This is a genomic window from Bacillus sp. 03113 (assembly GCF_006546985.1).
GTDB lineage: Bacteria > Bacillota > Bacilli > Bacillales > Cytobacillaceae > VATK01.
Genome location: NZ_VATK01000009.1, coordinates 36,362 through 49,682, shown reverse-complemented (window position 1 = coordinate 49,682; position 13,321 = coordinate 36,362). Strand labels below are relative to the sequence as shown.

The following is a 13,321-nucleotide window of genomic DNA, read 5'->3' as shown; positions in this document are numbered from 1 at the left end:
CAAAAAGACAAAGAAAGGAGCACTCCTATGTCTTTTATAAAAAAGACGGTCATTGTTACAGGTGCTGCCAACGGAATTGGCCAAGCTATCGCAATTGCTTATGCTGAAAAAGGAGCAAAGGTTGTACTGGCCGATATTGATGAAAAAGCAGGAAATGCTATAGCCACACAACTCAAAGAACAAAGTAACGAAGTCGTGTTTATAAAAACAGATATTAGAAACGAAGATGACATCATTCGTTTAATGGAGAAAACGAAACAGTATTATGGCACAATCGATATTTTAATTAATAATGTCGGGAAAATGATAAGAAAATCACCTTATGAATTAACGCTAGAAGAGTGGGATGATGTTATAAACACTAATTTAAGAAGTATCTTCCTTTGTTCCCGTGAAGCCGCAAAATACATTCGGAAAAACGAAAAAGGCGGTGCCATTGTTAATATTGCATCCACTCGTGCCCTTATGTCTGAACAACAGACAGAATCGTATGCTGCTTCAAAAGGCGGCATAGTAGCATTAACTCATGCTTTAGCAGCCTCATTTAGCAATAACAAAATCACAGTTAATTCCATTTCTCCAGGATGGATTGAAACAGGAAATTATTCAGAATTAAGAGCTATTGATCATGAGCAGCACTTGTCAAAACGAGTTGGAAAACCGAGCGATATTGCAAGAGCATGCCTTTATTTAACAACTGAAGAAAATGAATTTATAAATGGAATCAACCTTGTGATTGATGGAGGAATGACGAAAAAAATGATTTACGAGGAATAGAACGAGTATCACACAAATATCAAATCTAGATTCTTAATAAATATAAGGAAGAAAAGTAAAGTTAGCATCATACACTACTATAAAGTAAAACTTCAATTAGTGAGGGGGGCAAACGTAAAGGAAGCAGATAATGCGACAGGACGTTACGCTTTTGTCTGCTTCATCCCTCACCTAGGATTTCTCGTTTACACCCATAACCTTGAGGTGGGGGGGGCTTACTGACCGTTAATGCGGGATAAAAATTGATACCTTTTAGAAAAGAATCGTTTAAGATGACCATTGTTTTCTCAAAGGTATAAAATAAGGTTAAGTTTCTTATTTATTTAATAGAAGAAGGTGAAAAATTGGATCTGTTTGATGCAATAAAAACAAGAAGAAGTATTGGAGTCGTACAACAAAATCCTGTCCCAAAAGAGCTAATTGAAAAGATCCTTGAAGCAGGTACATGGGCGCCAAATCATCATCGAACGGAGCCTTGGAGATTTTTTGTTTTAACTGGAGATGGACGAAAAAAGCTTGGTGAAACACTTGCTTCTATTAAAATTAAGAGCCTGCACGATCCAGACAGTGAAGAAAGTCAAAAAGTGATAGATAAAGAAAAAAACAAACCGTTAAGGGCGCCTGTTGTCATTGTTGCTGCTGTTCAACCAACCAAAAATAATAAAGTCTTTGTACAAGAAGAGTATGCTGCGGTTCATGCAGCTTGTCAAAACATCCTTCTAGCTGCTCATGCCCTAGGATTAGGAGCAGTTTGGAGAACTGGCGATGTTTGCTATGCTCCTGAAGTAAGCTCTTTATTTAACTTGCCAGAGGATGGAGAGGTAGTTGGCTTTATTTATCTTGGATATCCGAATATGAAACAGCTTAAGGGAAAGAGGAAGCCATTAGATGAGGTGACCACCTGGATTGACACGATTTAGATGAATAAAAACAAAAAAGAATAAGGCACTGAGCGTTTTTAGATATCGATTCTAGGAGGGCTCAGTGCTTTTGGCTTTTTCTAAATTAAGGAATTTTTTAATATTTTCTTTACAAAAATATGAACCTTTTTTAATCATAGAGAGTCAATATAAGATATAAGCCTTTATAGAAAAGAGGAGCATTATGAAACAGCCGATCGTCTCTATTGTTATTCCTTGTTATAACGAGGAAGAGGTTTTTTCGCTTACCTATTTACAATTGAAAAAAGTACTTCAATCGTTAATTAGTGAAAGATTGATTGATCCACGAAGTCAATTGCTTTTTGTGGACGATGGTAGTCATGATCATACGTGGGATAAAATTGTCGAGGCTTGCCGTTATGATGTGGCAGTGAGTGGCTTAAAGCTATCTCGTAATTTTGGCCATCAAAAAGCATTGTTATCTGGATTAGAAGAAGCTTCAAAATTTGCAGATTGTATCATTTCCGTAGATGCCGATTTACAGGATGATGTAACGATTATCCATGATTTTATTGCTAAATATCTTGAAGGATATGAAGTTGTTTACGGAGTGAGGAAAAAAAGAGAGACGGATACTTTTTTAAAAAGAACAACAGCATTAGGATTCTATCAAATGATGAAAAAATTAGGTATCCCCATTATTTATAATCATGCTGATTATCGACTTATGAGTAAGCGTTCGATTAATGAAATGATGAGATTCAAGGAAACGAATCTTTTTCTCCGTGGTATTGTTCCATTAGTTGGATTTAAAACTACTAAGGTTTATTATGACCGTAAAGAAAGAGCAGCGGGTGAATCAAAATATCCATTAGCAAAAATGTTGGCTTTTGCCCTTGATGGCATTACATCTTTTAGTGTAAAACCAATTCGCCTTATTACGATGTTTGGTTTTATTGCTTCCTTTATCAGTGTAATAGCTGGAGGGTATGTCCTCCTTGAAAAAATGCTTGGGCATACTGAGTCAGGGTGGGCGTCCATGATGATTTCTCTTTGGTTTATTGGAGGATTGCTCCTCTTAAGTATTGGTCTCATTGGAGAATATATAGGAAAAATCTATGAAGAGGTAAAGCGGAGACCTCGTTATATCATTGAAGAAACGATGAATCTAAAAGTAGAAGAAAGGGCAAGAGCAATTTCTAAGGTGCATGTATAAGCGTTCAGTTTTGAATTGGGACATGGCAATAGAAAGAAAATAAAGAAAGCTAAGGTAAGCTAATAATGATAGATTTTATGATAAGAAGGATTGCGAAGATAAAAAAACAGAATAAAAGAAGTATGTTGATTGGAGGGGCGTTGTTCATCATTATTGGATGGGTAGCCCCTTATTTTATCCTTGGGGAAAATGCTCATGTTAGGGTCCAAGATAACCTTGACTCAAATTTGGGATGGTATAAGGTATTAAAGGAAAGCGGCCAGCTATTTGGGCCGCTTCAAGCGCCGATTAAGCAAGTCATGAATGGAGGGCTATCAAGGGACTCCTTTTATTCGCAGTTTTACGGAATGGTTGTGTTGTTTAGTATTTTTCCACCGATGTTTGCCTACGGACTATGTCAGCTTATAACAAGAGTGGTAGCATTTGTAGGCATGTACTTGCTTTTGAAAAAGCATGTGATAAAGAAGGATGACGTTTCCATCCTTACAATTGGAGTCTCGTTAACGTTTTCACTTACTCCGTATTGGCCATCAGGAATGCTTAGTATACTCGGTATGCCCATTGCCTTATGGGCATTTTTAAATATTAGACAGGGTGAAAAGACTTGGAAAAACGTAATGGTTTTAACTTGCCTTCCCTTTCTATCCACCTTTGTCCTAGGTTTTTTCTTTTTTTTAGCAGCGCTTGGTGTCTGGTGGCTAGTGGATTTGATTCGAACAAAAAAATGGAATATTAGGATGCTTATTGCACTTGGGTATATGACGATTTTATATTTAGCCATTGACTATCGGTTGGTAGCTTCCATGCTTATTCCAGGTGTACAAACAAATCGATCCGAATTTTATGAATCAAAGCTGGATCTTTTACAAACACTTAAACTAGCTCTTAAAAACTATGTATTAAGTCATAATCAAGATATGACAGTATCATTTGTGATCATTCTTCCTTTGTCTTTGTACGGTTTATGGATTGTTTTAAAAAATAGAAGCTGGAAAAAGGAAAAGTTATTTATAGGGCTGCATCTATTGAATGTGCTTTTATCATTATGGTACGCATTCTGGTTCTATAAAGGATGGCAGCCATTAAAGGAAAAATCTACTCTATTAACCTCGTTTAATTTTGCACGCTTTCATTATTTAAGACCTGTTGTTATTTATGTTTTATTTGCCCTATCATTAAAATTGTTATGGAGTAGCGGAAAAAGAGGAAAGAGAGTTGTTATCTTTTTTCTTATTGCACAAATATGCGTTCTTATCCCCTTTAATGAGCAGGTTGCTTATCATAACCAGCCTTCTTATCGAGAATATTTCGCTAAAAAGGAATTTGAGGAAATAAAAAGTTATATTGACATGCCTGTCGATCAATATCGAGTTATTAGTATTGGCATTCATCCAAATATTGCGCAGTACAATGGTTTTTATACGTTGGATACATATAGTAATTTTTATCCGCTTGCTTATAAGCATCAATTTCGTAAAATCATTGCCCCAGAGCTGGACAAAAATGAAAAATTAGAGAAATATTTTGATGAATGGGGTGGAAGGTGCTATGTTTTTGTAAATGAATTAGGAAAAAATTATATGTATTCCAAGCATTCAACAAAAAAAATAAACCACTTACAGCTTAACACGAATCAACTAAAAAGTATGGGAGGTACTTATATCTTTTCAGCTGTACCGATCGAAAATGCGCAAGAGAATCATTTAGTTTTAGAAAAAGTCTTTCAATCAAAGACCTCTTATTGGAGGATTTATCTTTATCGGTTAAATTAAAGAGTTTCAAAGAGATGTCGTAAAAAAATATAATGATAAAATGAACAGTTGTTTTAATGTATACTATGGTTAAAGTGGAAAAATTTCCTTATCTTAAATAAGATTAGTTTCTGTTTCTATGTTTAATTCAAGCAGGAGGACTTAAAGAATGCTAAGCTTTATTCAATATGATCATCTACAACCATTTAAGAATGATGTAATTCCTATATTGGAAAAGGATGAAATCAAGAATAGTTTATTGCTAGGTTTGCTGCAAAATATTGACGAAGAAAGCCCTTTGCCAGTTGTAATGGCTGTCAGTAGGTTTGATCATCAGATCAAGCTTGTTTTTCTGCAAACGGATCCAATGAAAAAAATTCTTTTCGCTCAAATGGATCCTCTTTCTGATAGTGAGATTGAGATGGTCGCTGTTAAAATGAGTAAAGTCTTATGTGAGCTACCCGGTTTTATTGGCGAGAAAAGCCTGGTTATGAAATTAGCAGAACAGCTTTCGCACATCAAGCAAGTTCATTATAAGATTGAAATGAGACAAAGGATTTATAAGCTTAAGCATGTGAAGAAGCCGGCGGATTCACAAGGATATTTGCGGAAAATTAACAAAGAAGAGCTGTCCATTATTCGGGATTGGCTCTATCAATTCTGCGAGGAAGTAAATCTCCCGATAACGATCAATGAAGCAAAGCTGCTTGCGAAAGTCACGTTTGAAAAGGGAAGGCTTTATGCTTGGGAAAAAGATGGACGTATTGTGTCAATGGCGAATGCTACGAGACCGACAAAAACAAATATAACGATTAATTATGTATTTACTCCAATGGCAGAACGGAAAAATGGTTATGCCACGAACTGTGTATCTTCCTTAAGCCAGCTTATGTTACTGCAAGGCTATCAAACTGTGAGTCTCTTTACAGATCTTGATTATCCTACGTCGAATAAAATTTATATGGAAATTGGGTATGACCCTGTTATCGATACAAATGTTGTTGTTTTTAACCATGATCAATGAAAGAAAAGTATGATGGAATGAAATAGGTTCCTATTTGAATTCATTTTCTTAGTAAATTACAATAAGAACAAGTCAAAAAATTGAAGGTGAACGAGTGTTGGATACTTTTGATCACAAAATTTTACAAGCTTTAATGAAAAACGCAAGAGTGAGATGGGCTGATTTAGCTGTTGAAATTGGGTTGTCAGCACCAGCTACTGCAGAGCGAGTTAATCGTTTAGTCGAACGAGGAGTGATAAAAGGGTATACAGCATTTATTGATACAGAAAGTGTTGGATGTGAATGCACAGCTTTCGTGTCTGTTACTTTAGATCGACCTCAGCATAGAGAAGCCTTCTTAGAAATAGTAAAAAATCTCAGTGAAATACAGGAGTGCCATCATACCGCTGGTGATGGTGATTATCTATTAAAAATCCGCTGTAAAAATACAAAGGACTTAGATCGTGTGATTAGCTTTGAAATCAAAAATCTTCCTGGAATTGTAAGGACAAAAACAACGATCGTGATGGATACAATAAAAGAAACGATGGAAGTTCCGCTTCAACCTACTCATTTTCATGAATAGACTTAAAGAGATGGAGATTCTCTTTAAGTCTATTTTTTTCAAAAAAAGAAGTGGAAAAAGTGGGCAAAATGAATATTCATTGAAAAGGGAAGTCCCTTTGTTAAATTGATAAATCGACACCAACTACACCAATCACAACTTGATCTTGAATAATCGGAGCTGAAATAGTTATACATGAGTTTTTTGTTAAAGCGGAAGTGTAAACTTTAGAAACATAGTACTGTCCTTTGCTTGCCTCTTTAAACCACCTTCTTGCTTTTGCATTTACCAAACCGGCTTTAGGATTAGAATAAATAAAAGTTCCATCAAGTCGATTAGACCAAATTGCTTCTAAGCCTGAATGTTGCTCTAGGAAAATATTTAACGATACTTTGTGTTGTTCAGAGGTCATTTGTCCCAATTGAGATGAATGAGATAATTGAGCCAATTTATTTTTCATGTGGTCAATAATGGCTTGATCTATTTGAATGGTTTCAGTCGTCTGTTCCATTTGAATAATGCCTTGCAGTTCATCAGAAGTAGAATTCAAGGAATGACTGATGGACAATATATCTTCAATGCTTCCGTGCTGCTTATCCAAATCAATAATGGTTTGGAAAACATTGTCTTTATTGTTGATCGCCATTTTTGATATTTGATCTAGCAGTGAAGCAATTTCTTGTACGTTCCCTGTCTGTTCGCTTACTGCTTGTGTGGAGTCCGATACCATTGATGTAATTCCGCTTAAGTTTTCTTTAAATTTTTCTAAGAGCTCAAGCGTATTTAAAAGTTCTTTTGCCCCGTTTTTAACTTGTTCTGTTTCAAGATTGACCATTTTTGTTGTTTGAGTAATCTCTTTTTGAATGATGCTTATATTTTCATTTGTATTTTGTACGGCTTGAGAGGTTTGTTGGGCTAAATCCCCTACTTCCTTAGCAACAACTGAAAATCCTCGTCCATGTTCACCAGCTCGTGCAGCCTCTATAGATGCATTTAAAGCTAATATTTTTGTGCGTTGTGAAATAGAACCAATGATTTGGATGATATGATTGATTTGCTGTGAATGTTGAACAAGACGATCCATTTGTTTCAATAGGGTAAAATGACTTTCATGTATTTGATTAAATCTATTTTGGAGGTCGCTTAATACTTGCCAAGAGTGAATGAGCTCTTCATAAGATGCTTGGCTGTTTGAGTGTATATCTTCCGATATTGAAGAAATTTTTAGAGCAGATGTTTCAATCCCTCGCATTTTTTCTGAAACCTGTACAGTATATTCCACAGTCTTTTCGCTATGGTCCATTAAGTCCTGTGTTTTTTCCTTACTAGATTCAGATGTTTGATTAAGCAAAAGAGCAGCAAGCTTCATTTGCTCTACAACTCCCCTTAACTGATCCACAGCCACTTGTACATTACCATTAATGTTTTCATGCTTGGTTGTTTTAGAATTTATTGCTTCAACTGGTTTGCTTTTTTTCCTTCGTTTCTGCATCTTTAATAACACCATTTATCCCCCTTTTTAAGCACTTATGAAGTTTTAATGCGACTATATGATCAATTTTACTCGTTTGATATTAATGTAATATATAGGTAAAAAGAACTAATATCATTTTTTAAACAACTATTATACTATAACTATTCCTTTATTTACCTTATTGTAAATTTGTGAAATTAACTTTGTAAGAATTTCTAACAAAATTAATGATAAATAATCAGACATATAGGATAATATAATAAATACTTTTGTGTAAAAAGGTAAAGTATTATGGAAATCTATATCTACTATGGATATAGGGGCTGGTTAGTTGATGATCTGAATTCTTCTTATGTATAAAAGTATTTACACAAGACCATTTGAGTAGTAAAAAAATATGGCAACTAGGAGGGAATGCATATGGTCAAGGCCTTATTAACATTAGGGACTGCTTTTTATCATGCTGATTTGCCATTTATAAAAGATATACAAGATCTTGGTATTGATTTAACTTATAGAATCTCGGGGAAATCGGATATAACTGACATTATAAAAGATATAGATATCTATATTACTGGTGTCGATAAAATTGATAAAAAGGTTATAGATGCTGCTCCTAAATTAAAATATATCGTTAAATTTGGTACCGGGTTAGACAATATTGATCTTGATTATGCTTCTCAAAAGGGAATTCTCGTTACAAATGCTCCTGGTCAAAATGCTTCAGCTGTTGCAGAGCTCGCATTTGGATTAATGCTTTCTGCAAGTAGAAACATCCCTCAATCCAATGAGAGTGTGAAGAATGGTCTTTGGGAAATCATGCTTGGGCATGATTTAGAAGGAAAGACACTAGGGATCATTGGTTTTGGAACAATAGGACAGAAATTAGCAAAAAGAGCCTATGGCTTTGAAATGGATATATTAGCCTATGGTCAATACAAAAATGATGAAGAAGCAAAGAAATGGAATGTAAATTTTGTGGAATTAGAGGAGCTTTTAGCGTCTTCCGACTTCATTATCATCAGTACCTCTTTAAAACCTTCTACCTTTCATTTAATAAATAAAGATAATCTTAATTTGATGAAGAAAACCGCATTTTTAATAAATATTTCACGCGGGAACATTATTGATGAAGATGCATTGATGGAAGTTTTGAAAAAGAATCAAATCGGTGGGGCAGCACTAGATGTTTTTAAAACAGAACCGCCAAATCTTGAATTTGCACAGCTGCCAAATGTGATTGGGACTCCGCATATAGGTGGTTCAACTTATGAATGTGCTTATAAGATTGGAGAAATTACAGTTAATAATATACGCAGCTTTTTAAAACATCAGCCATTAACCAATGTAGTTAACGGAGATTTATTGGCTTCACTGAAAAAATAAGGTTCAACTAACAGTCAATGGGGGGTTCTTTTATCCCTCACCTTGGATTTCTCGTTTACACTCATAATCTTGAGATGGGGTCTTACTGCCCGTTAATTCGGGATAAATTGCTGACAGAGCTGACCAAGACTATCTTTATAAATCCGTATTATTATTTAATAAAAAAAAAGACCTCATTAAGAGGTCGAAAAAGGGGGATTACACTTTCTAGCTATAGTGTTGTCCTCTTTTTTGTTTTTTATACATAAAATACAAATAGACAAATAGCCTTTTTTTATAAAAAAAGTTGACTAAGCCTACACTTTTTTTAAAATAATACATATTACATTATTAGAAGACAGCTTGTTTGACATGTTTAGTTAATACGGTCACTACAACTGTTTTTTACCGTAACCCCATTACCTCCTTATTTTTATTTGAGCAGTATTAGTACAAGTTATGGATTGTACTAATACTGCTATTTTTTATGCAGCCAATAGTTCTCTGATCAGAAAACTGTTTACTTGATTTAGACTATAAAATGATAGATAATTTTATCTCGAGTAGCAATAATACAATAATCAAGTGAGGGAATAGATTTGAAAAAAATAGTGATTTCTATCCTATTAAGCACATTTCTTCTAGTTGCTTGTGGTCAGAATGAATCAGGACAGGGAAGCAGTCCTAAACCAATTGAAGTCAAACTGAATGTGCCAAAGCAAGCAGGAGTAGATCAAAATATCACCATATCAGCAGAGATTACACAAGATCAAAAAAAGGTTGATGACGCAAAAGAAGTGGAGTTTGAAATTTGGAAGGATGGAAAAAAGGGAGATAGCCTAACACTTGATGCAAATCATAAAGGAAAAGGAATCTATCAAACAGAGACTAGTCTTCAAGAAGAAGGAAACTATTTTGTTCAAGTTCATGTGACAGCAAGAAGTATGCATGCAATGCCTAAAACGACCATTCAAATTGGCCAAAACGTCATAGAAGAGCATGAACATGGGGAAAGTGATGAGGCGAATCATCAAGGAGAGGAGCATCATCACCATGAAGATGTTGCTTTTGAATTTCACGATTTAAACCATTATCACGTAAACCAAGAGTTAAATTTGATCGTCGATTTAAAAAAAGATGGAGCGCCATTAACCAATGCAAAAGTGCGCTATGAAATCTTGTTAAACGGTGACAAGACGATCAAATGGGTTGAAACGAATGAAGAAAATGCTGGTACTTATGCTGGGAAATATACCTTTCTAGATAAAGGGAAGTATACGATAAAAATTCATGTTGAAAATGATGAAGGAATCCACGATCATTATCCGAAAGAAATTATAGTTGAGTAAGCTTGCAATGGGAGATTTCGCTTGTAAATAGCGTCATCTCCCATTTTTACTATTAAGGTAGACTGATGTCTAGCTGCAGCGCCTAGGCGCTCGGATCATAAACTACATTAAATTTCAGTCCAGCACTTTACGTCGATGAGCAAGGGCGCTTGTGCTTTTCTAATTGAAAAATAAACCCATTCTTGTTTCTATTGTTGTGATTTAAGTGCATTAAAAATATAATAGAGTATTGTACAGTACTACTACTTTGTTTTTTCCTTTAAAGGAGATTGGAAAATGACTACAAATAATAAGACATCTAAGCTCGATTGGGGTTTAGTTTTAATATTAATGCTTTTGTTTATTGCTAGCTGTGTAGCGATCTACAGTGCACAGACAACGGGTCAATATAGTGAGAATTTTCTTGTGAAGCAAATTGTTTGGTATATCGTTGGATCAGGCTTTATCGTTGGGGTGATTTCTTTTGATTCCGATCAATTAAAAAAGTTATCATGGTATGCTTATGGATTTGGAATTCTGCTGCTATTATTTTTAATTATTGCACCTGACAGCATAGCCCCAGTTCGAAATGGAGCCAAAAGCTGGTTTATCTTTCCAGGGATGGGTTCTTTGCAGCCTTCTGAATTTGTGAAAGTATTTATCATATTAGCTTTATCAAGAATCATTACAGATCATCATCAAAAGAACTTAATAAAAACAATCAAAACGGACTTATGGCTTCTTGGTAAAATTGGATTGGTCACTTTAATCCCACTCTTGCTTGTCATGCAGCAGCCAGATTTAGGGACATCCTTAGTTTTTCTAGCAATTATGCTCGGAATGATTTTTATTTCTGGTGTATCATGGAAAATTATTGTTCCTGCACTAGGATCAGGAATTTTTATCATTTCTACAGTGCTTTACTTTGTTCTTTGGCATCCTGATATTTTAGAGAAGTATTTAGGTGTAAAAGAGTACCAGTTCGGAAGGATTTATTCCTGGATTGATCCATATAATTATCAAAGCACAACTGGTTATCAATTAACAAAATCGCTTTTAGCGATAGGTTCAGGAGAGACAACCGGGAAAGGAATGGGAACAAGAGAGGTTTATTTGCCAGAAAGTCATACTGATTTTATCTTCAGTATTGTGGGTGAAGAGTTCGGTTTTCTTGGTGCAAGTGTTTTAATTAGTCTATTTTTCTTACTAATTTACCATATTACAAAGGTTGGCATGGAAACGAAAAATGACTATTATTCTTATTTATGTGTAGGGGTCATCAGTATGATAACCTTCCATGTCTTTCAAAATATCGGAATGACAATTGGTTTGTTACCGATCACAGGAATCCCGCTTCCATTTATTAGTTATGGTGGTAGTTCATTAATGGGAAATATGCTTGCGATCAGCTTAATATTCTCCATTCGCTATCATTCTAAAAAATATATGTTTTCAAATGAAGAATAGAAAAGCGCAAGGCACCGGTCTATCAATAAAAAATTATTCTTTTTTAAAGGCTGTTTTCTCAAAGTTTGTTGCTTTTAACATAAAAAAACATTGGGAGAAACGTTTCAGAGCAGCCTGCATACACGTAGACTCCTGTGGGAATGCGAGAAAGGCGAGACCCCGCAGGAGCGTATGCGACGAGGAGGCTTGACGCTCGCCCACGGAAAGCGAAGTGTATGCAGGCTGCGCGTTTAAAAGCAACAATCTATACGAAAACAGCCTTTTTAAAACAAAACCTGACTTGTGCCATTTCAGCAAGTCAGGTTTTTTCTGTTAAAAAAACTCAGCTAAAGTAAGCAGAGTTCTGTATATTTAGGTTCAAGATGCCTTATTTCACTAATAATTTTTCAATATCATCTAGCATAATATTAGCAGAAAGAACTCCGCCTGCTGTATTCCACGTTGCATCATTGACACTGTATGCATGTCCATTCTTTACAGCGTTTAAATTTTTCCATAATGGATCGCTTGTCCACTCTTTTTCAGTAGATAATGCTTTTTGGTCTTCTTCTGGAGCGTAGGTGAAGTAAAACAACAAGTCACCATCCATTTTTGGGATAACTTCTTTTCCTACCTCGATTGCCAGCTTTCCAAGCTTGTTGCTATCCGTAAAGAGTGCTTCTTGTTGTGCAGCACGTTTAAAGCCTAATTGATCAAAAATAACGCCAGAAAAGGAATCTGTATAATAGATGCGTGTAGTTCCAGCCATGAAACGAACGACAGATACTTCTTTATTGACTTGGTCTCCAAGCTTTTGTTTGACTTCTTCCACATGTTGATCAAATTTGCTAAGGACCTTATTTCCTTCTTCTTCACGGTTTATAGCCTTAGCATATAATTTAAAGTTCTCTTTCCAATCTCCTCTTAATGTTTCCGATAACACGGTAGGTGCTATTGCTGATAATTTATCGTAAACTGCTTCTTGACGAATCTTACTTCCGATAATTAAATCTGGTTTTAAACTAGCGATTTTTTCTAAATTTACCTCATGCTCAACCCCTACTACTTCAACACCCTTCATATCATTTTTAATATGATCATACCAAGGATCGCCAAGCCATGATTGAACTGCACCAACTGGTTTTACACCCATCGATAATAAAGCTTCTGTTCCCTCGTTTGTAAGAACAACAATTCGTTTAGGTGTTTTTTCTAGAGTAGCAGTACCCATTGCGTGTGTTACCGAGTAGCTAGTTTCTTCTTTATGCTTGTTTTCTTTTTTATCATTGGTTGCTTGATTAGTATTTCCACAAGCTGCAACAAGAAGCAGAGCGAAAATAGCAAAAATTGAAAATAAAAGTTTTGTAATCTTCATTTTATGTAATCCTCCATTGTAGTTGTTATTGATAATCATTATCAACAATAACATCATAGTTGTAGTTATGTGAGATGTCAATATATAAAATGATAATGTTTTCATTACTTTAAAATAATAAAGGCTTCTATTCTTTCTAT

At 35.1% G+C, this 13,321-nt stretch carries 11 protein-coding genes; 9 read left to right on the top strand and 2 right to left on the bottom strand.

Features of this window, described 5'->3' with window-relative positions; genetic code table 11:
• Positions 1-27 precede the first annotated feature (27 nt).
• The 6 genes from FDO66_RS10100 (at position 28) to FDO66_RS10075 (ending at position 6,214) form a co-directional block, all read left to right on the top strand.
• A complete protein-coding gene (locus tag FDO66_RS10100) occupies positions 28-777 on the top strand; it encodes a glucose 1-dehydrogenase (RefSeq protein WP_141432533.1) in 750 nt (249 codons plus the stop codon).
• Between the two features lie 344 nt (positions 778-1,121).
• Positions 1,122-1,697 (top strand): nitroreductase family protein, encoded by a 576-nt coding sequence (locus FDO66_RS10095; RefSeq protein ID WP_141432532.1) that lies wholly within the window; start codon positions 1,122-1,124, stop codon positions 1,695-1,697.
• A gap of 184 nt (positions 1,698-1,881) precedes the next feature.
• Positions 1,882-2,874 carry a glycosyltransferase family 2 protein gene (locus FDO66_RS10090; protein ID WP_141432531.1) on the top strand — a complete coding sequence of 331 codons (993 nt, stop codon included), beginning with the start codon at positions 1,882-1,884 and terminating at the stop codon, positions 2,872-2,874.
• 77 nt (positions 2,875-2,951) lie between these two features.
• Positions 2,952-4,646: a DUF6044 family protein gene (locus FDO66_RS10085; protein WP_220095167.1), complete on the top strand. Its 1,695-nt coding sequence runs from the start codon at positions 2,952-2,954 to the stop codon at positions 4,644-4,646.
• Between the two features lie 148 nt (positions 4,647-4,794).
• Positions 4,795-5,649: a GNAT family N-acetyltransferase gene (locus FDO66_RS10080; RefSeq protein ID WP_141432530.1), complete on the top strand. Its 855-nt coding sequence runs from the start codon at positions 4,795-4,797 to the stop codon at positions 5,647-5,649.
• Positions 5,650-5,746: 97 nt separating this feature from the next.
• Positions 5,747-6,214, top strand: coding sequence for an Lrp/AsnC family transcriptional regulator (locus FDO66_RS10075; protein WP_181444525.1), 468 nt, complete (start codon positions 5,747-5,749; stop codon positions 6,212-6,214).
• Between the two features lie 100 nt (positions 6,215-6,314).
• Here the strand turns inward: FDO66_RS10075 and FDO66_RS10070 are convergent, their stop codons facing one another.
• Entirely contained in the window at positions 6,315-7,700 is a 1,386-nt protein-coding gene (locus FDO66_RS10070; protein WP_141432528.1) for a methyl-accepting chemotaxis protein, read from the bottom strand.
• A gap of 387 nt (positions 7,701-8,087) precedes the next feature.
• Here FDO66_RS10070 and FDO66_RS10065 point away from each other — a divergent pair, with 387 nt between their 5' ends.
• The 3 genes from FDO66_RS10065 (at position 8,088) to rodA (ending at position 11,827) form a co-directional block, all read left to right on the top strand.
• On the top strand, positions 8,088-9,053 hold the full coding sequence (locus FDO66_RS10065) for a phosphoglycerate dehydrogenase (RefSeq protein ID WP_141432527.1): 966 nt from the start codon (positions 8,088-8,090) through the stop codon (positions 9,051-9,053).
• A gap of 578 nt (positions 9,054-9,631) precedes the next feature.
• Complete coding sequence (locus FDO66_RS10060; protein WP_141432526.1) at positions 9,632-10,381, top strand: FixH family protein; 750 nt, start codon at positions 9,632-9,634, stop codon at positions 10,379-10,381.
• Positions 10,382-10,657: 276 nt separating this feature from the next.
• Positions 10,658-11,827 (top strand): rod shape-determining protein RodA, encoded by a 1,170-nt coding sequence (rodA, locus tag FDO66_RS10055; protein WP_141432525.1) that lies wholly within the window; start codon positions 10,658-10,660, stop codon positions 11,825-11,827.
• 367 nt (positions 11,828-12,194) lie between these two features.
• On the opposite strand, the gene FDO66_RS10050 is transcribed toward rodA, so the two are convergent.
• On the bottom strand, positions 12,195-13,181 hold the full coding sequence (locus FDO66_RS10050; protein ID WP_141432524.1) for an ABC transporter substrate-binding protein: 987 nt from the start codon (positions 13,179-13,181) through the stop codon (positions 12,195-12,197).
• Positions 13,182-13,321 lie beyond the last annotated feature (140 nt).